Source organism: bacterium (assembly GCA_030685015.1).
GTDB lineage: Bacteria > CAIWAD01 > CAIWAD01 > CAIWAD01 > CAIWAD01 > CAIWAD01.
Window position 1 is genome coordinate 73,898 of record JAUXWS010000043.1, and the last position, 19,345, is coordinate 93,242.

General features: G+C 68.4%; 16 protein-coding genes and 2 tRNA genes. 1 reads left to right on the forward strand and 17 read right to left on the reverse strand.

The features are described 5' to 3' along the window. Positions 1-51: 51 nt before the first annotated feature. The 17 genes from guaA to Q8O14_05650 all read right to left on the reverse strand — a co-directional run bounded on the left by guaA (position 52) and on the right by Q8O14_05650 (position 17,141). Complete coding sequence (gene guaA, locus Q8O14_05570; protein MDP2360205.1) at positions 52-1,596, reverse strand: glutamine-hydrolyzing GMP synthase; 1,545 nt, start codon at positions 1,594-1,596, stop codon at positions 52-54. Continuing rightward, positions 1,593-2,381 (reverse strand): 5'/3'-nucleotidase SurE, encoded by a 789-nt coding sequence (surE, locus tag Q8O14_05575; GenBank protein ID MDP2360206.1) that lies wholly within the window; start codon positions 2,379-2,381, stop codon positions 1,593-1,595. The genes guaA and surE overlap by 4 nt, the downstream gene beginning before the upstream one ends. Beyond that, on the reverse strand, positions 2,378-3,289 hold the full coding sequence (gene accD, locus Q8O14_05580) for an acetyl-CoA carboxylase, carboxyltransferase subunit beta (GenBank protein MDP2360207.1): 912 nt from the start codon (positions 3,287-3,289) through the stop codon (positions 2,378-2,380). Before accD ends, surE begins: the two co-directional genes overlap by 4 nt. A 55-nt stretch (positions 3,290-3,344) precedes the next feature. Further along, positions 3,345-3,818: a ribosomal protein S18-alanine N-acetyltransferase gene (gene rimI / locus Q8O14_05585; GenBank protein ID MDP2360208.1), complete on the reverse strand. Its 474-nt coding sequence runs from the start codon at positions 3,816-3,818 to the stop codon at positions 3,345-3,347. Further along, positions 3,809-4,696: a dihydropteroate synthase gene (folP, locus tag Q8O14_05590; GenBank protein ID MDP2360209.1), complete on the reverse strand. Its 888-nt coding sequence runs from the start codon at positions 4,694-4,696 to the stop codon at positions 3,809-3,811. The genes rimI and folP overlap by 10 nt, the downstream gene beginning before the upstream one ends. Continuing rightward, positions 4,693-6,222, reverse strand: coding sequence for a tetratricopeptide repeat protein (locus Q8O14_05595; protein ID MDP2360210.1), 1,530 nt, complete (start codon positions 6,220-6,222; stop codon positions 4,693-4,695). The genes folP and Q8O14_05595 overlap by 4 nt, the downstream gene beginning before the upstream one ends. Beyond that, complete coding sequence (locus Q8O14_05600) at positions 6,219-7,580, reverse strand: hypothetical protein (protein ID MDP2360211.1); 1,362 nt, start codon at positions 7,578-7,580, stop codon at positions 6,219-6,221. Before Q8O14_05600 ends, Q8O14_05595 begins: the two co-directional genes overlap by 4 nt. Before the next feature lie 38 nt (positions 7,581-7,618). Next, positions 7,619-8,227, reverse strand: a complete 609-nt coding sequence (locus Q8O14_05605) for a PEGA domain-containing protein (protein ID MDP2360212.1) — start codon at positions 8,225-8,227, stop codon at positions 7,619-7,621. A 164-nt stretch (positions 8,228-8,391) separates the two neighbouring features. Next, a complete protein-coding gene (gene ftsH / locus Q8O14_05610; GenBank protein ID MDP2360213.1) occupies positions 8,392-10,377 on the reverse strand; it encodes an ATP-dependent zinc metalloprotease FtsH in 1,986 nt (661 codons plus the stop codon). After that, complete coding sequence (gene hpt / locus Q8O14_05615) at positions 10,377-10,937, reverse strand: hypoxanthine phosphoribosyltransferase (GenBank protein ID MDP2360214.1); 561 nt, start codon at positions 10,935-10,937, stop codon at positions 10,377-10,379. The genes ftsH and hpt overlap by 1 nt, the downstream gene beginning before the upstream one ends. Next, positions 10,928-12,268: a tRNA lysidine(34) synthetase TilS gene (tilS, locus tag Q8O14_05620; protein MDP2360215.1), complete on the reverse strand. Its 1,341-nt coding sequence runs from the start codon at positions 12,266-12,268 to the stop codon at positions 10,928-10,930. The genes hpt and tilS overlap by 10 nt, the downstream gene beginning before the upstream one ends. Continuing rightward, positions 12,265-12,894 carry a carboxypeptidase-like regulatory domain-containing protein gene (locus Q8O14_05625; GenBank protein ID MDP2360216.1) on the reverse strand — a complete coding sequence of 210 codons (630 nt, stop codon included), beginning with the start codon at positions 12,892-12,894 and terminating at the stop codon, positions 12,265-12,267. The genes tilS and Q8O14_05625 overlap by 4 nt, the downstream gene beginning before the upstream one ends. A gap of 122 nt (positions 12,895-13,016) precedes the next feature. Further along, positions 13,017-13,090 (reverse strand) — tRNA-Met (locus tag Q8O14_05630). Positions 13,091-13,099: 9 nt separating this feature from the next. Then, positions 13,100-13,172, reverse strand: a tRNA-Met gene (locus tag Q8O14_05635). Between the two features lie 37 nt (positions 13,173-13,209). Beyond that, complete coding sequence (lysF, locus tag Q8O14_05640) at positions 13,210-15,141, reverse strand: homoaconitase (GenBank protein MDP2360217.1); 1,932 nt, start codon at positions 15,139-15,141, stop codon at positions 13,210-13,212. 125 nt (positions 15,142-15,266) lie between these two features. Next, positions 15,267-15,479, reverse strand: a complete 213-nt coding sequence (locus tag Q8O14_05645; protein ID MDP2360218.1) for a cold shock domain-containing protein — start codon at positions 15,477-15,479, stop codon at positions 15,267-15,269. A gap of 9 nt (positions 15,480-15,488) precedes the next feature. After that, positions 15,489-17,141, reverse strand: coding sequence for a carboxyl transferase domain-containing protein (locus Q8O14_05650; protein MDP2360219.1), 1,653 nt, complete (start codon positions 17,139-17,141; stop codon positions 15,489-15,491). A 130-nt stretch (positions 17,142-17,271) separates the two neighbouring features. Here Q8O14_05650 and Q8O14_05655 point away from each other — a divergent pair, with 130 nt between their 5' ends. Continuing rightward, positions 17,272-19,155 carry a (Fe-S)-binding protein gene (locus tag Q8O14_05655; protein ID MDP2360220.1) on the forward strand — a complete coding sequence of 628 codons (1,884 nt, stop codon included), beginning with the start codon at positions 17,272-17,274 and terminating at the stop codon, positions 19,153-19,155. The last annotated feature ends 190 nt before the right edge of the window (positions 19,156-19,345 follow it).

Consider the following 19,345-nt stretch of genomic DNA (forward strand, 5'->3'; position numbering starts at 1 on the left):
GCGCTTGGCTCCCCTCTGCCGCCCGGCCCCGCAGGCCGGGCCGCGTGTTGATCATTCCCATTCGATGGTGGCGGGCGGCTTCGAGGAGACGTCGTAGACGACCCGGTTGATGCCGGCCACTTCGTTGATGATGCGATTGGAGACCCGCCCCAGCAGCTCCCAGGGCAGGCGGCTGAAATCGGCGGTCATGGCGTCGGTGGAGTCCACCACGCGCAGGGCCAGCACATTCTCATAGGTGCGCCTGTCCCCCATCACGCCGACCGTGGAGACGGGCAGGAGCACGGCCAGGGCCTGCCAGGTGCGGTCGTACCAACCGCTGGCGCGCAGCTCGTCCACCAGGATGCGGTCCGCCTTCTGCAGGGTGCGCACCCGTTCGGCCGTGACCTCCCCCAGCACGCGGATGGCCAGCCCGGGCCCCGGGAAGGGGTGCCGCCAGAGCATGGAATGGGGCAGGCCCAACTCGGCGCCCACGGCGCGCACCTCGTCCTTGAACAATTCGCGCAGCGGCTCCAGCAGGCGGAACTGCAGACGATCGGGCAGGCCGCCCACATTGTGGTGGGTCTTGATCGTCTGGCTGGGTCCGCGCTGCATGACCGACTCGATCACGTCCGGGTAGAGGGTGCCCTGGGCCAGGAACTCCACGTCCTCCAGCCGGCGGGATTCCTCCTCGAAGACCTCGATGAAGGCGTGGCCGATGATGCGCCGCTTCCGCTCGGGATCGCTCACCCCCTGCAGCAAGGTGAGGAAACGTTCCGCGGCGTCGACGGCGACCAGGTTGAGCTGGAGGTTGTCCCGCAGCATGTGCTGCACGGCTTCGGATTCCCCCTCGCGCAGGAGGCCGTTGTCGACGAAAATGCAAGTGAGGCGCGGGCCGATCGCCTGGTGGATGAGGGCGGCGGTGACGGTGGAGTCCACCCCGCCCGAGATGCCGCAGATGACGCGGCTCTTCTCCCCCACCGTGGCGCGGATCATCTCCAGCTGGCGCTCGATGAAGCGTCCGGCCGTCCAGCTGGGTTCGCAGCGGCAGATGGCGAAGACGAAGTTCTGCAGCATCTCCCGGCCATGGATGGTGTGGTGCACCTCGGGATGGAACTGCACGCCCCAGAAGGAGGCGGCGGGGACGCGCAGCACGGCGCAGGGCGTGTTGGCCGTGGTGGCCAGCACCAGGGAGCCGGCGGGCGGACGGGCGATGGAATCGCCGTGGCTCATCCACACCTGGCTTTCCCGGGGCAATCCGGCGAGCAGGGGGTCCTCCTCCTGGAGGGTGAGGGTGGCCAGGCCGTACTCCCGCCGCGAGGAGGCGCGCACCTCTCCGCCCAGCGCCTGGCCGGCGATCTGCAGGCCGTAGCAGATGCCCAGCACGGGAAGGCCCAGCTCAAGCAGATCCAGCTGCAGGCCGGGCGCCCCCTCGTCGTAGACGGAGTTGGGACCGCCGGAGAGGATGATGCCGCGCGGCTGGTGGGCCAGGATCTCCTCCCGCGTGGCCGTGCAGGAGAGAATGGCCGAATCCACATGCAGCTCGCGGATCTTGCGGGCGATCAACTGGGTGTATTGCGACCCGAAATCCAGCACCAGGATCTGATGCGTCTCGCTCATGGCTCCTCCGCTCGCAGGGTGTCCAATCGCCAGGGCGCCAGCAGCCCGCGCCAGTCCGGGTGGCTGAGATCCAGCCGGAGGGGGCTCAGGGTGATCCAGCCATCGTGGACCTGGCAATCATCGTGCTCGGGGTCCGTGTCGTCGCCGTTCTTGGCGCCGTCCATCCACCAATAGCTCTCCCCTCCCGGATCGACGCGCTCGGCGAAGGCCTCGTGAAAGCGGGCGTGGCCCATGCGGGAGACGCGGAAGCCGCGCATGCGGCCAAGTGGCAGATCCGGCACATTGACGTTGAGCAGGACCTCGGCGGGCAAAGGGTGGCGCTCCATCAGCCCCACCAGGCGCCGCACGACCCGGGCGGCCGTCGCCAGCGCCTCCTCCCGCACGGGACCGTGCCCGGTGGCGAGGGAGACCGCCATGGCGGGGATGCCGGCAAAGGTGCCCTCCGCCGCCGCCGCCACCGTCCCGGAATAGAACAGGTTCTGTCCCGTGTTGGCGCCGTGGTTGATGCCGGACACCACCAGGTCGGGCGGAGCCTCGTGGCAGAGCACGGTCAGGCCGAACTTGACAGCGTCGGCGGGCAGTCCTGTCACGCCGTGGTAGAGAACCCCGTCCTCTTCCACGCGGCGCACCCGCAGCGGGTCGTGCAGGGTGAGGCCGTGGCCCGTGGCCGAGCACTCCCCGGCCGGGGCGGAGACGACCAGTTCGTGGTCCGGGGCGAGGACACGCTGGAGGGCGCGCAGGCCCGCGGCACGGTAGCCGTCGTCATTGCTCAGAAGGATTTTCACGCGAAGGCCGGTTCCTCGCCCTCGTCGGAGGAGTCCTCCCCCGCGCCGGCCGGCGCCAGGTCCGGCGGGACGTTCAATAGATGACAGAAGAGGCGATGCAGGGTCGCCTTCAGGTCGGAGCGCGGCACCACCTGGTCGACAAAGCCGTGCTCCAGCAGGAATTCGGCCCGCTGGAAGCCGGCCGGCAGGTCCTCGCCAATGGTCTGCTTGATCACGCGCGGCCCGGCGAAGCCGATGAGGGCTCCCGGTTCGGCGATGATGACGTCTCCCAGCATGGCGAAGGAAGCGGTCGTGCCGCCGGTGGTGGGATCGGTCAAGAGGCTGATGAAGGGCAGCCGCGCCTCGGCCAGCCGGGTGAGCAGGGCGGAGGTCTTGGCCATCTGCATGAGGGATAGGGTCCCCTCCTGCATGCGCATGCCGCCCGAAGCGGAGAGGATGAGCAGGGGCGTCCGCCGCTCCACGGCACGCCGGATGGCGATGGCCATCTTCTCGCCCACCACGCTGCCCACGGATCCGCCGAAATGGGAGAAATCCATCAGGGCGCCCGTCACGGCCAGTCCGTGGATGCGGCCGGTGCCTGTCAGCACGGCGTCGTTGAGGCCGGTCTTGCGCGTGGCGGCGGCCAGGCGCCCGGCATAGGGCTCCGTGTCCACGAAGGACAGGAAGTCGCGCGAGCGGAGGTCCTGCCCGAACTCCTCGAAGGATCCGGTGTCGAACAGGATGTCCCGGTAGCGCCGGCTGTTGATGCGCATGTGGTGGCGGCACTGGGGGCAGACTTCCAGGTTCTTCTCCAGCTCCTTGCGGTATAGGATCTGGCCGCAACTGGTGCATTTGATCCACAGTCCGTCGGGCACGGTACTGGCGACCGCCTTGCGTGGCCCTTCGGGGCTGCGTTTGAACCAACTCATGTGCGGATTCCTGCCTGTTTGACGCCGGACAAAAGTAAGGAACGGCGGGGTGGGGTCAACCGCCGCTTGAGTGGCCACCTGCCTCCTCGGCCGGCTCCAGATCCAGCCGGAAGATGAGGGCGTCCTCGCCGTCGCCATAATAGCGGGGCCTTCGCCCCGTGGCGCGGAAGCCGCAACCCTGGTACAGGCGGATCGCCGCCTCGTTCGAGACGCGCACCTCCAGCCAGACGACACGGGCCCGCCGCCGCGCGGCCCGGTCCAGGAAGGCGCCCAGCAGTTGTTTCCCCCATCCTTCCCCCCGATGGACGGGATGGACGGCGATGGAGTGCAACTCCGCCTCGTCGGCCGCCACCCGACCCAGCGCCGCACCCTGCAGGCGGTCGTCCTGGCAGAGGCCGAGGGCGAGCACACCGCCACTCGCCAGGGCCGAGGCAAACAGGCCGGCCGGCCAGGGATCGTCGGCGAAGCAGATCTTCTCCAGCGCGGCCAGGGCCGCCACGTGGCGATCGTCCAGGTCGATCAGCTCCACGAGGCACCGTCCTCCAGCCACCGCCAGACCCGCAGGGCCTGGACCGTCTCCGCCACGTCATGGACGCGCAGGATGCGCGCGCCTCGCCTCGCCCCCCAGATCGCCGCCGCCAGGGAGCCGCCCAACCGCCCGCCGGGGGGCGCGGGGGGCTGTCCTTGCTCCTCCTCCAGGGCCGCGACGAAGCTCTTGCGCGAGACGCCCAACAGCATGGCCTGCCCGGGCAGGGGCGTCCATCCGGCCAGCACTTCGCGAATGTGGCCGAGGCGCTTGCCAAAGCCGATGCCCGGATCCACCACGATGCGGTCGCGGGGCAGGCCCAGGGCGGTCAGCGCCCGGCTGCGCTCCACCAGGAACCCGCGCACCTCGGCCGCCGCGTCCTGATAGTGGGGTGCCACCTGCATGGTGGCCGGCGTGCCCTGCATGTGCATGACGACGGTGGGTACGCGGCAGCGGGCCACCAGGGGCCAGAGGGCGGGATCCCGCCGACCGGCGCTGATGTCGTTGACGAGGACGGCCCCGGCCTCCACCGCGGCGCCGGCCAGGGCGGCGCGCTGGGTGTCCACGCTGAGCCAGGCGATCCCATCCCGGGCAAGCGCCCTGAGCAGGGGCAACACCCGGCCCATCTCCTCGTCCTCATCCACCGGCTGGGCGCCGGGCCGGGTCGATTCGCCGCCCAGGTCCAGCAGGTCGGCCCCCGCCGCCACCATCCGCCGGGCCGCAGCCAGGGCGCGTCCGAACTCGTGCGGACGACCCGTATCAACGAGCTGTCCCCCGTCGCTGAAGGAATCAGGCGTCAGGTTGAGCACGCCCATGACGAGGGGGGGGCGCGTCGCATCGTGTAGACGGGCCAGGAAAGCGTTGACGGCGGCCCGGTTCATGGCGAAGGGGCTTCGTCCGGCGCCCTCATGGCCAGGGCCTGCTCCAGCAGGCGGCGGGACTGGGCCAGATCCACGGGATCGCCGCCCAGGGCCAGGCGCTTTTCCAGGTACTGGACAGCCACTTCCGGCCGTCCCTGCCGCAGATGACTGAGTCCCAGCAGGTGCAGCACGGTGGGGGGGCTGCCCAGGGCGACCGCCCGCTCCAGGGCCGGCACCGCCTCCGCCCAGTGGTTCAGGATGATGTGCAACTGGCCCAGGTTCAGCCAGGCGCGGGGATCATCGGGCCGGACCGCCAGGCTGGCCTGATAGGAGGCGAGCGCCTGCTCATGATCCATCAGTTCATAGGCTAGGTTCCCCCGCAGCAGGTGCAGCTCCGCGTCGCGGGGGTAGGCGGTCAGCGCCGCCTCGGCCAGGGCCACCGCCCGCAGCCCCTGGCGGTGGTTCATCCAGTGGTTGGCCTGGACGAGCACGGCGGGCCGGAAGGCCGGCAGGAGGTCCAGGCAGCGGGAGCGGGCCGTGGCCTTGTCGGGATAGCCGAAGGCGGCCAGGCCCTCCTTGGCCATGTGGGCCAACTGCCAGTAGATGAGCGGATGGCCCGGCTCGCGGCTGAGGGCATTGGCCAGGGCCTGGCGCGCCTGCTCCCACTCCCCGGTGCGGGCGAACCAGGCGCTTGCCAGCAGCCAGGGCTCGGCGCCCAGTTCCGTCCTCTCCGCTGCCCAGGCCAGCGCCCGGTTGACCCCCTCGGCCACTTCGGGCAGGGGACCGGCCAGGGCCAGCTGCAGGCTGCTGCGCCGCAGATCCTCCCAGGGTGGCAGGGGGCCGGTCGGCAGGTCCAGCCAGGCCTGGGCGGAATCGGGCACGGGTTGGTAGAGGATCCGCCAGGAGGCATCCCAGGGTCGGCGCTCCAGGACGGCCCCCTCGACATGGCGGGCCAGCAGCCGGTCCAGGGCCGCCGCCAGTGAATCCGGGCGGTCCGGGTGGGGACAGGGCTCGCCGCCCTCCCGCGTGCAAACCCGCCAATCCCACCGCCAAAGGACCAGGTGGGGGCGATCCTGCGCCCCCACTTGGGACACGAGCAGGCGGACATCCAGGGCCGCCATCAAGCGGGCCGCCTCCGCCTCGCTCGCGGGCTGCGTGCGGCCCGTCTCGAGCAGATGCTGCACGATGCGCAGCGGCAGGGGCTTGCCCTGCCAGCGCAGGGTTCCCGACGCCGCGGGTGGACGCAGGTTCTGTTCGGCGCGGGCGAAGACGGCCTCGCCGACGGGGCTGTCCCTCTCCTCCGGCGGCCAAAGAAGCAGACCCGCGGGGGGCGGCGCACTGAGCTGCAGGCGCAACAGGACGTGGATGCTGACGATGAGCAGCCAACCGGCGGCCAGCCACGGCAGGGGGCTGCGATCGCGGAAGACGCCGATGGGCCGGATGACCACCTGCACCAGGACGCCCCAGAGCAGCAGGGCGCCCACCAGCGGCAGCACGCCCCCGGGCAGGTCGCCGCCGGCCCAGTTCCAGATCCGCAGGAGCTTCATGTCCCGATCCTCAGTTCCACCCGATAGAGCAGGGCGCGGCTACGCGACGCCTCGGTGGTCTGCACCTGGACCAGGTTGCGCCCTGTCTGCAGCAGGCTGGAGACCGGCCAGGCCCGCGCCTGCTCCGAGTCGGCCAGGGGCAACTCGCGGGCCAGGACGGTGCCGTTGATCAGCACGGTCAGGGCGGCGCCCCGCGTCAGGACCAGAGGGTAGCGTTGGCCGGAATCCGCGGCGACCAGCACCAGCTCGGCGCTCCACTCCGGGTTGACTTTCATGGGCAGGTCGAAGGCGAGACGCAGGGCCTGGGATCCGCCGGGACGACGGTCCATGAAGGCGCGGCCCAGCACAAGCGCCGATCCCGCGGCCCGGGGTCCGCTGGCCGCGTCGGCGCGGAAGTCCTCGCCCGGCATGACATAGCCTGTCGCCTCCAGGCGTATGCCGGATGAGCCCGCGGGGCGCCACTCCAAGCTCAGCGGCGCGTGGTGGGCAAGCTCCATGCTGAGGGGCGCCGTGGCGGTGAGAGAAAGCGGGGGCGGGGCGAGCAGGCCGGTCAGACGGGGGAAGCGCAGGACAAGCGGCAGCTCGAACCGATGGATCAGGCAGCGGCCGCGTCCCAGCAGTTCGTCCCCCCGGATGATCTCGGCCTCGGGCGGTTCGATCATCAGCTCGACGAAGTGCTCGCGGGGGGGCAGGGCCAGGCGGTGCATGCCGCCCCGCGCCAGCAGAGTGTCCAGCAGGACGCGGCCGCGCAGGTCGACTTGAAGGCGGCGGGGTCCGGGATCGAGCGCACGCGCGGCGCCTTGGGGCAGGACGCGGCCGTCGATCTTCAGGCGGAAGGCGGCATCCCAGCGCGACCAGGCCAGGGTGTGGCCTTGCTCGACCAGGTCGCTGTCCGCGGGATGAAAAGGCGCCGCGCCCAACTCCAACAGGCTGCCCAACCCCACGGGGCGGGGGGTCGGGATCGTCGCGGCGGCCGCGGAAGGAGGTGCGCCGCCGACTTGCTGCACGGGGGTGGGCTGGGCCAGCTCGACCAGCTTGAAACTGAGGCTTCGTGTTCCCGCGGCCAGGTCCTTCCGCTCGAGGCGGTGGGAGATCGGTTCGGCCTCATGGCCGGCCAGCCGCACCTGGATGAGGGCCGGACGATGGGCGGGCAGGCTCAGGCTTCCCGGCGTGAGGCCGTGCCCGGCCCGCAGGTTGACCAGGATCTCCGCGCCGGCCGGTTCGCTCAGCACCGTCACCTGGCAGCTGCCCGCCTGCTCCCGCCGACTCCAGAGCAAGGTGGCCAACAGGAGCAGAATCGCCCCCAGCAGGCTGGCCCAGAGCAGATGGCGCCGCCGGCCGGGCTCTTCATCGTTCATCTGAAAGCCCTTCCCGGCATGAAAGACAGGCTTGTTGCTCATCGAAGCGGGCGCAAGCGGATGGACAGGTCCACGCTGCCGCGCGGCTCCAGCTGGATCACCTGGAAGGGTTCGTCGGCGGGCAGATAGCCAGGCAGGCGCAATTCCAAAAGGTGCTCGCCCGGACTCAGCTCCAGACGGGCGTCCGTCACCAATCCTGTGTCCTGGCCGTCCACGAAGATGCGCGCCCCGGGCACGTTGCTTAGCACAACCACCGTTCCCCGGTCGTCCAGCAGATACCAGGCGCCCAATCCAACGGCCAGGACGATGAGGGCCACCCAGCCGGCCAGCCGCAGCCAGACACGGCGCCGGGCCTCCTCCAGGTTCTCCACGTGCTCTTCATAATCGAAGTAGCCCTCGCGCGCCAGGATCTGCTTGCGGGTGAGCCACTCCGTGTCGCCGTTCTCGTTGACGTATTCGAAGTAGTCCGGCGAGTTCTGGTAATAGGAGCGGGCCTCTTCGGCCATGATGCGGCGTCTGGCCTGCTCCTGCAGGAACAGCTCCTCGGCCTCCCGGCGGGCCTCCTCCTCGTCGCGGCGCCGTTGATCCGCCTCCGCGATCTGCCGTCGCACTTCCTCGCGGATGAGGGCTTCCTGTCGTGGATCCATGCGCTCCGCCGCAAATGAATGGATGACAGCGGCTTCCGGGTCTTGGCCGAGCTGGACCCTGGTTGGCTTCGCCACCTGCCCCCGCCCACATCGCCTGGCGTCCGCCGGTCGGACTGGCAAGGGGGGAACTCCCGGCCATGGGTCGAGCAGCTTCCCAGGTCTGGTTAGGCCAGGCCAGGCTCGCCAGTGGCCGGAAGCTCTTCCTCATCGACCGTCGCCGCGGCCGGGCTCTCCACCTCCTCCTCTTCGGCTTTGGCCGCCGGGGCGGGGGGATCCAGGGTCTCGCCCTGCAACACGCGGTCGATCTCCTCGGAATCCAGGATCTCGTGCACCAGGAGGGCCTCGGCCAGGGATTCCAGCTTCCCGCGGTTCTCGCTGAGCAGGCGGGCCGTCTCATGGCGCGCCTCTTCGAGGATGCGGTTGATCTCCTGATCGATCAGCTCGGCGGTCCGCTCGGAGAAGTCGCGATGCTGGGCGATCTCCCGTCCCAGGAAGATCTCCTCCTGCTTCTTGCCATAATTGCGCAGGCCCAGGGCTTCGGACATGCCAACGTCGCAGACCATCGCCTCGGCGATCTGGGTGGCCCGCTTGATGTCGTTGGCGGCGCCCGTGGTCACGTCCTCGAAGACAAGGCGCTCCGCCTCCCGGCCCCCGTAGAGCACACGCAGCTCGGCCAGCAGACGATTGCGCGACTGGTGGACCTTGTCCTCCGGTAGTTGCCAAGTCAAGCCGAGGGCCCGGCCACGGGGGATGATCGTCACTTTGTGCAGCGGATCGGCATGGGGAAGGAGCTTGCTGATGAGGGCGTGGCCGGCCTCGTGGTAGGCGGTGATGCGCTTGTCGTCCTCCGTGAGCAGCAGGCTTTTGCGTGCCGTGCCCATCAGCACCTTGTCCCGCGCCTCCTCGAACTCGGCCATGCCCACCTTGTTCTTGGAGCGGCGCGCCGCCAGGAGGGCGGCTTCGTTGACCAGGTTGGCCAGGTCGGCACCGGCCAGACCGGGCGTGCCCTTGGCCATGATGCTCAGATTGACGTCGTCTCCCAGGGGCACCTTGCGGGCATGCACCTTGAGGATGCCTTCGCGGCCCCGCACGTCCGGGCGGTCCACCACGATCTGGCGGTCGAAACGACCCGGCCGCAGCAGGGCGGGGTCCAGCACATCGGGGCGGTTGGTGGCGGCGATGAGGATGACGCCGTCGTTGGACTCGAAGCCGTCCATCTCCACCAGCAGCTGGTTGAGGGTCTGCTCGCGCTCGTCGTGGCCGCCGCCCAGGCCGGCGCCGCGTTGGCGGCCCACGGCGTCGATCTCGTCGATGAAAATGATGCAGGGGGCGCTCTTCTTGCCCTGCTCGAAGAGGTCCCGCACCCGGCTGGCCCCCACCCCCACGAACATCTCGACGAAGTCGGCGCCGCTCATGCTGAAGAAAGGCACGCCCGCCTCGCCGGCCACGGCCCTGGCCAGCAGCGTCTTGCCCGTGCCGGGAGGCCCCAGCATGAGCGCGCCCTTGGGAATGCGGCCGCCCAGCCGGCTGAACTTCTTGGGATCCTTGAGGAATTCGATGATCTCGCGCAATTCCTCCTTGGCCTCGTCGGCGCCCGCCACGTCCTTGAAGTTGACCTTGACCTGGTTCTCGTTCATCATTTTGGCGCGGCTCTTGCCGAAGGAGAAGACCCCCTTGTTGCCCCCGCCCTGCATGCGCCTCATGATGAAGATCCAGATGCCGAAAAGAATGATCCATGGCAGGATGGTGGTGGCCAGGTAGGCGGCCCAGTTGGTCTTGCGCTCTTCAAAGGTGTAGGGGATGCCCTTGCCGTCCCACAGCTCCATCTCCTCGCGGAACTGGGGCGGAAGGATGACGGCGAAACGGCGCATGACCTGCTCACCGTCCTCGCCCGCCATCAACCGCTCGCCCCTGAGCACGGGCGCCACGTCGTCGCTGATCACCGTCATGGAGCGGATGCCGGGATCCTGTTGCTCCATCAGGGCGCGGTACTTGGTGTAGGTGAGCTGCTCCTCCGGCGCTTCGTTGTTGAAGGCGCGGGAGAGGAAGACCATGATGAGGAGGATCAGGGCCCAGAAGGTGATGGTGCCGCCCGCCCGACGCCAGTTGGTGCCGGGCTCCAGCGGTGGCCGCTTGGGTCTCTGGTTCATCAGGCCTTCCGCCCGCTGTCCCGGCCGTCCACGCGCACGTAGATCTCCGGCAGATTGCGCCAGTTCTGGCGGAAATCCAGGCCGAAGCCGATGACGAACTCAGGGCCGATCTCAAAGCCGACATAATCCAGGTCGAAGGAGAGGCGGCTGTTGTCGGGCTTGTGCAGCAACGTGGCGAAGCGGACGGAGGCGGGGGCCTGCAGGGAGAACTTCTGCCTGAGGAAACTGACGGACAAACCGCTGTCCACGATATCCTCCACCACCAGGATGTGGCGCCCCCCCACCAGGCTGTCGTAGTCCTTCTTCATCTTGACCTCGCCGGAGCTGGACAGCTCGTCGCCGTAGCTGGAGATCTTGATGAAGTCCACCTCGCAGGGCACGTCGATCGCCCGCATGAGGTCGGCTCCGAAGACGAAACCGCCATTGAGGACGATCATGAGGATCGGGTTCAAGCCCTTGTAATCCTCCGAGATCCGCCGACCGAGGACGCGGACGCGCTCCTCGATCTGCGACCGGCTGATCAGGACATCGAAGTTCATCTTTTCGATGGTCAGTGGCATGGCATCATCCAGATTGGCTCTACGTTTCCCACAGCATTCCCAGGCCAGGCGCGGGCGACGCCCGGACACCAGACGACCTCGCCCCCCTGCTCCACAACCAGCTGCAGGCCCTTCTGCGCCGGGGTATAACCCAGTATTCCCATCAGGTCGGCCAGGAGTGGCCTGCGATCCGGCCCCTGACGGATGCGGTCACCGGCCCGCCAACGGCGCAGGCGCACGGCCGAAGGTCCGCCCATTGCCGCGGGGTGCCAGAGCAGCGCCACCTCCGCGGGTGGCGCACCCCATCCCACTCTCCAGACGCCGGCCCTTAGCTCTTGGCCGGGTCGCAACTCCTGGTCAAAGGGCCTGACAGCCTGCATGACCAGCCAGGCGCGAGGTCCACCGATCTCCAGCCAGGCCGACCCCAGCCGGATCCGACTCCCTCGCCGGCCGCTTTGCAGTGCCGCCACGGCGCGGTCCAGGTGGGTTGTCGAGGGATCGCGCCCCCACAGTCCAAGCCGCCTGCCCAGTTGCCTGAGCGTCTCCCGCACCACCGCTCCATGATATGATAGAATGGCTTCCCGTTCAAGCGAGCTGCCGCACTCGGTGGGCTGAAGATCAAGTTTGTCAAGCAGTTCCATGACTTTTTGCTTCCGCTCCCGGGACATCGCGGCGACCTCTCGGCCCACCTCGTCCAGCAGGCGCTCCACCTCGGAGCCTCCCCGCCGAGCCAGCGGCCCCAGGATGTGGTGGCGCAGGTGGTTCCGCTCATAATCCGGCTCGCGGTTGCTGGCATCCTCGCGCCAGGGCAAGCCCAGGCGGCGGCAACGATCCCGAATCCAGTCCGGCTCCAATGTGATCAGGGGACGGATCCAGCGCCCCGTCCGCGCCTCCATCCCGGCCGCAGCCCAAGGAGACTTCCCCTTCAGCAGCGTGGCCAGCACCGATTCCCGCTGGTCACCCGCCTGGTGGCCGAGCAGGATCACGCCATCCGCTCCGGCCAGCTCCTCCAGGCAGGCCCGCCGGCAACGGCGGGCGGCGTCCTGCAGGTTGCCCGCCGGCGGTCGGGTCCAACGTCGGTCCTCCACCACCAGGGGGAGTCGCAGGCCAGCCGCCAGGGCGCGCACGTGGGCCTCGTCGCGGTCAGCCGCCGAGCCTCGCAGGCCGTAGTTGACATGGGCGACCACCAGGCGGGCCGGCCAACAAGAGGCCATGACCGCCGCCTGGAACAGCAGATAGACGGAGTCGGCACCGCCGGAGACGGCGACCACCCAGTGACGTTCTGAGGGAAGAAGCAACTGGCGCCAGCACTGGGCGACGGGTGGATCGGCCTCCAGGAGGGTCGCGGTCATTCTTCCAGCTGAGGAACCTGGATCAGGTGATGGGTGGTCTGTCCGGGCTGCAAGGCCACGTCCGACTCCGAATAGATGGTGCGGTTGCGGTAGCGCACCTCCAGCAGGTAGGTGTAGGCGGAATCCGGCTCCGCCTCCTTGGCCAGGGGCAGGTTGAGGAAGACGAAGCGGCCCTGCATGTCTGTCTTGGTGCTGCGGAACTGGATGGCGGGGTTGTTGGCGCCAGAGCGGCGCAGGATCAACTGGACACCGCTGATGGGGTGGCGGTCGCTCTCGCTCACCACCTCACCCGAGATGTGGGACACGGCGGAACGCACGGAATCGCGGCGGTCCTGGCCCTCCTCCCGATCCGTGTCGAGCTGGCGACGGCGCTCCGGGCCGATGTAGTCATTGCCGCCGCGACGCTGCGCCATGGGGCCTGCGCCCGACCCGGCCGGCCGCGGACGGCCATTGGCTGGCACCTGGTCGCCCAGCTGGACCTTGAGGTTCATGATGGCGTCCTCGAACTCCCCAGGGACAAGAACACCCTTGCCCTCCAGCAGGAAGACGAGGGCATTGATCCTGCGGGACACGTCAGAGGCGGCGGACAGCGGCGCGGGATTGGCCGCTTTGCGGTGATTGCGCATCAATTGTTCCGTTTTTCCTACCTGAGGGGCGGGACCCGTGTGATCTCGGGTCGCCGATGGTCCGGGTCATGTGGATTTGGGATGGTTCAGCGATACCAGCAAGCTCACCAGCCAGGCACTGATAGCAGTGCAGGGACTCGAACCCCGGACACGCGGATTATGATTCCGCTGCTCTAACCAGCTGAGCTACACTGCCAGTTTGATATAGCGGGGACAGGATTCGAACCTGTGACCTTTGGGTTATGAGCCCAACGAGCTGCCAACTGCTCCACCCCGCAATGAGGACACGCAATATAGCTGGAAGCGGAGGCCATGTCAAGGCTGCAGCCGGGCCTTCACCCATTCCTCCAGCCCGCCGGCCAACACCAGTTCCTGCGCGGCCACGCCAATGGGAAAGAGCGGATAGGAGCGTCCCTCTGTCTCCAGCAGGCTGCGCCGCACATCCAGTCTTGCTTGCCAGCCCGTTCTCAACGTGGGGGCGGACGGAGTGGGAAAGGCCTGGCGAAGCGCCTCCACCAGTTCCGGTGCTTCCAGCGCCAGGAAGCCGTTGTTGAGGGCGTTGCGCTTGTAGGTTTCGCTGAAGCTGCCGGCCAGCACCAGACGAATGCCGAAATGCTTTAGGGCCGTGGCCGCCTGTTCGCGACTGGATCCAGTGCCGAAATTGTAGCCGCCCACCAGCAGGTCGCCGGGGCGCGCCAACCGGCGGAACCGTGGATCATGGTTCTCCATCACCACGGCCACCTGGTCGGCCGGACCCATGTCGTCCTTGTAAGTCCACTTGCCGGCGTAGATGCCGTCCGTGTTGAGATTGTCCACATCGCAGAAGATCAACTCCCCTGCCAGGGCCTCCGGGAATCCCGGCAGGATGCGCACCGCGGCGATGGTCGGCCAGGGTCGCTCCGGGCGATGCAGGGACACGCGCGGCAGAAGGGCGGGCAGGTCAGTGGCGGCGCAGATGACGCCGGCGCGGGCGGATGCGGCCACCACCGCTGGCGAGGCCAGGTAGGCCTTCGAGTCCGCGTGTCCCATCCGCCCCTTGAAATTGCGGTTGGTGGCGGAAATGCCGGTCTCCCCCTCCCCCAGAAGCCCCACGCCCAAGCCGATGCAGGGTCCGCATCCGGGTGGCAGGACGCGCGCGCCCGCCGCGACCAGATCCTGCCAATCCCCTGTTTGCTCCGCCGCCGCCTGCACCTGCGAGGAAGCGGCCGAGAGATAGAACTCCACCCCGTCCGCCACCCGGCCGCCACGCAGGACGGCGGCGGCCTGGGCCAGGTCGCCGGCCCGGCTGTTGACACAAGAGACGAGGTAGGCCTTCTGCACGGGTATGCACTCCAGCGCCAGCTCGGAGGCCGGCCGGGCCCGCTTGATGGCATTGGGACCGGCCACCCAGGGCGAGATGGTGGCGAGATCGATCTCCAGCTCGACGGCGTAGGTGGCGTCCGCATCGGCGGCGGGAGGATTCCGCCGCAGCTCGCGCAGCCGGTAGGCGTTCAGGCGCGGATGCCCCGGACGGGCGGCGGCCAGTGCCTCGAGCCAGGCCATCAGCCGCTCGTCCACCGGAAAAACCCCGGCCAGGGCGCCCCACTCGGTGGTCATGTTGGCCACAGCCAGGCGATCCTCGATGCCAAGGGTGGCCACGCCGGGGCCGGCGAACTCCACCGCATGATTCAATACCTCATCGCGGGAGAACTCGCTGCACAAGGTCAAGATGAGATCCTTGCCCGTCACGCCGGGTCGAAGGGCGCCCCGCAGCGTGACGCGGGCGACCGGGGGAAGCTGCCACCAGGTGCGGCCGGTGGCCCAGATGGCCGCCGCATCCGTCCGCACCACCGGCGTGCCCAGACACCCCACCCCGCCGTACATGTTGGAATGGCTGTCGCTGGCCACGACCAGGGTGCCGGGCCAGGCGAAGCCCTCCTCGATCATGATCTGGTGGCCGATGCCCCGACCGGCCGGGAAAAACATGACTCCCATGTCGCGGGCAAAGGTCTCGATGCGCGCATACTTGGCCAGGTTGGCCTCGCTGGTGTCCTGCACGTTGTGGTCCAGGGCGAACACCGGCTGGCCGGGATCCGCCATGCGCACGGCGCCGATGGACCTGAACTTGGGCATGACCGCGCCGGTGTTGTCGTGCGTCATGACATGGGCGGGCCGGATGGAAAGCAGGTCGCCGGACTGGACCCACTGGCCGGGATCCAGATCCACGGCGTGGGCCTGGGTCAGTCTTTCCACCAGGTTCTGTGGCATTTTTCCCCCTGCTTCACTTGACCAACCACACGAACCCGCCGGCACGCAGCGGATGCAGAAGCCGCACGGACTGCCGTCCGGCCTGGTGCAGGCCAGCCTGCGGTCCGGACCGCCCCGGGACTGCGTCAGGTCGCCTCGTCCATGACGCGGACCGCCTCCGCGGCGGGGCCCTTCTCCCCTTCCACCAAGCGGAAACTGACCTCCTGGCCGGGACGCAACACTTTGCGGCCCTTGGCCTTGATCTGGGAGTAGTGGACGAAGATGTCCTGGTCAATGCCCAGACAGGTGATGAAGCCGAAGCCGTGCTTCTCGTCGAAATACTTGACTGTTCCCAGCATGGCACTCCGTCAGGTCTGGATGACGCCCGGATTGAAGCGCGGAATGTGCGGATTGTGGCTGGCCGCTTCAAGGCCCAGGTCGATGGCGCGGCGGATGAGACGCGGATCCAGGATCTCGTCCACCCAGAGGCGGGCCGCCCCATGGACCGGATCCATCTCCCGCACGTACTTCTCATGGATCTCGGCCAGGGCCGCCTGCTTCTCCGCTTCGCTTAGCTCCTTGCCGCGATGGGCCGCCTGGCCCAGCCGGATGTCGAGCAGGACCTGGGAGGCTTGGGCTCCCCCCATCACGGCGATGCGGGCGCTGGGGACGGCATAGATGAAGCGGGGATCGTAGGCCTTGCCGCACATGGCGTAGTTGCCGGCGCCGAAGCTGTTGCCCAGGATGAAGGTGAACTTGGGCACGGTGGAGTTGGCCACGGCGTTGACCAGCTTGGCCCCGTCCTTGATGATGCCGCCGTGCTCCGCCTGGCTGCCCACCATGAAACCCGTCACATCCTGCAGGAAGACAAGGGGGATGCGGCGCTGGTTGCAGTTGAGGATGAAGCGGGTCGCCTTGTCGGCGCTGTCCGAGTAGATGACCCCGCCCACCTGCAGCTCCCCCCGGCCACTCTTGACCACCAGGCGCTGGTTGGCCACGATGCCCACCGTCCAGCCGCACACCCGGGCCGTGCCGCAGAGCAGGGTGCGGCCGTAGTCGGGCTTGTACTCGAGCCATTGGGAGTCGTCCACCAGGCGGGCCAGGATCTCCCTCATGTCGTAGGGTCGGGAGTGGTCGCGCAGCAGCAGCGCGAGCAGATCGTCGGGCGGGAATGCGGGCTCGGCCGGCTCAGCCCGGGCAAAGGGTCCAGCCGGCACGGCCGGCCACTGTCCGAAGATCTCGCGGATGCGGTTCAAGCAATCGGAGTCGTTGGCGGCCTTGTAATCGGTCACGCCGGAAATGGAGCAATGGACGGTGGCTCCGCCCAGCTTCTCGTTGTCGATCACTTCGCCAATGGCCGCCTTGACCAGGTGGCTGCCGGCCAGGAAGACGCTGCCGGTGCCCTCCACGATGAGGGCCTCGTCGCTCATGATGGGCAGGTAGGCCCCACCGGCCACGCAGGATCCCATGATGGCGGCGACCTGGGGAATGCCCCGCGAACTCATCACCGCGTTGTTGCGGAAGATGCGGCCGAAGTGCTCGCGATCGGGGAAGATCTCGTCCTGGAGAGGCAGGAAGACACCCGCCGAATCCACGAGGTAGACGATGGGCAGGCCGTTCTCGAGGCAGATCTCCTGGGCGCGCAGGTTCTTCTTGACCGTGATGGGAAACCAGGCGCCCGCCTTGACCGTGGGGTCATTGGCCAGGATCATGGCCAGGCGGCCCTGGATGCGGCCCAGTCCCATCACGGTTCCTGCCGCGGGCACCGCGCCATGGTGCGGATAGAGTCCCTCGCCCGCCCACAAGCCCAACTCGAAGAAGGAACCCGGGTCCACCAGGGCTGCCACGCGTTCCCGGGCGCTGAGCTTGCCCCGCTTGTGCTGGCGCTCCAGGGCCGTCGCACCGCCGCCCTGACGGATGTGCTCGCGGCGCTGCTCGTGCGTCCGCAACAGCTCGAGGTAATCCTCCTTCTGCTGGCGCATGGCATCGGTGTCCGGGATGGGCATGCCCAGTGTGTTCATCGGCGCTCCTTTTGCGGCTTGATCACGAATCATGGCTCCCGGCCAATGCCCACATGATAGAAACCAATGGACGGAAGTACCTTGCGCGGGCGGGAGACAGCCCGACCCCCATCACCAACCCGGAGGCTCCATGGCGACCTGGCTGCTGAAAGGACTGTTTTTCACGGCACTGACCCTCCTGGCGGCCTGGCTCTTCTGGCGGGAGCTGTCCCGTCGGTTGGCCGCCCTGCGCCGGGCGCGCGGACCGCTGCCCCGGGATCGTCCGGAGCGCCGCTGGGCCCGGGTCCTGCGCGAGGTGCTTTTCCAGACGAAGGTGATCCGCCACCGGCCCCTGCCCGGCCTGGCCCATGCCTTGCTGGTATGGGCCTTCGGCGCCTACTTCCTGGAGACGCTGGACCACTTGAGCAGGATCTGGCAGCCCCGTGGCTTCCTGCCCGATCAGGGCCTTTTCCATGTCTTGTTTCACGGACTGGTCGCCGTCTTCGCCTGGGCCGCCGCCGCCGGCATCATCGTGCTGGCCGTCAGGCGCTTTGTCCAGCGCCCGGTGGAGCTGGGCCGCAACCTGTCCTGGTCCAGCGGCGCCGTCGCCCTTTTCATTCTGCTTCTCATGTTGACCTACCTGGCCAGGCATCACGGCTGGGTGCCCGACCAGGGACCCAGGGCGGAGCTGAACTGGAGCCTGCACACGATCGTGCTGCTTGCATTTCTCGTGCTGATCCCCCGCTCCAAGCACCTGCACCTGGTCCTGGGCCCCTTTGCCGTCTTCCACCGCAACGAGACCCCGGGCGAGCTGGCGCCCCTGGACTTCGAGCGCGAGGAGATGGGCGTGGACACCTTGGCCGGGCTGGGCCAGGCCAACGCCCTGGCCTTGTTCGCCTGCGTCGAGTGCGGCCGATGCATGGAACACTGCCCGGCCACGCAGTCGGGCAAGGCCCTGGATCCCAAGGAGCTGGTCCTCCGCATGCGGGATGGTTTCCTGACGGACCCGGAGCAGCCCGCGGTCGGGCCGCAGGTGCCGGAGGATTGGCTGTGGCAGTGCACCACCTGCGGTGCCTGCGCCGAGCAGTGCCCCACCGGCAACGATCAACCCCTCAGCATTCTCGAGTTCCGGCGCGGCCTGACGAGCGAAGGGCGCTTCCCCGACACCCTGCGCACCCTCTTCGACAACCTGGAACGCAGCGGCAACCCGTGGCGCCACGCCGCGGTCGATGCAAGCGCCTTCCTGCGCGAGGCGGGCATACCCCTGCATGACGGCTCACAGAAGGTCCTCTATTGGATGGGTTGCATGGCGCGCTACGATGAGGCTTATCGTCGCGTGGCCCTGGATTTTGTCGCGATCCTGCGCGCCGCCGGCGTGGACTTCGCCGTGCTCAAGGACGAGAAATGCACGGGTGACGCCGCCCGCCGGGCAGGCAACGAGTTCCTCTTCCAACAATTGGCCATGGAGAATGCCGCCCTCATCAACGAGGCGGCCCCCGACCTGATCGTCTCCACCTGCCCCCACTGCATCCGCAGCCTGGACGAATACAAGTCCTTGCCGGACGAGATGCGGCTGCTGGATCGGCCCATCCTGCACCACAGCCAGTTCATCCGCCAACTGATCGAGCAGGGACGCCTGCCCTTGTCCACGACCCATGGCGCTCCGGTTCAGGACCTGGCCTACCACGACCCCTGCTACCTCTCCCGCTACGTGGATGAAGGGGTGGACGCTCCGCGCGAGGTGCTGCGCGGCGCCGGTGTCCGCGTGCGCGAGGCGGAGCGGCATGGACGGCGCAGCTTCTGCTGCGGGGCGGGTGGCGCCCAGCTCTTCATGGAGGAGCGCGAGGGGCGGCGGATCAACCACATCCGCACGGAGGAGCTGCTGGACACGGGAGCCGGGACCGTCTGTGTCTCGTGCCCCTTCTGTCGCACCATGATCAAGGATGGCATGACCGACAAGGGACGCGGGGATCTTCCCGTGCTGGACCTGGCCCAGGTGGTGGCCCGCTCCCTGGGCAAGGCGGCGGATGTGTAAGCCAGACCTGCCATGCCACCAGACCAGTTAACCCAGGATGGATGAACACAACCAAAATGGTGCAGGCATGAGCGACCGTTTCGCTGCTCTCTCGATTGCGCCAGATCGAAGCCATTGTCCAGCTTCGACTTCACCACGGGAACAAAAGATGCAGGCGGGCGTTTGAGGTGGCACGCTTGTTGCAAAAGCA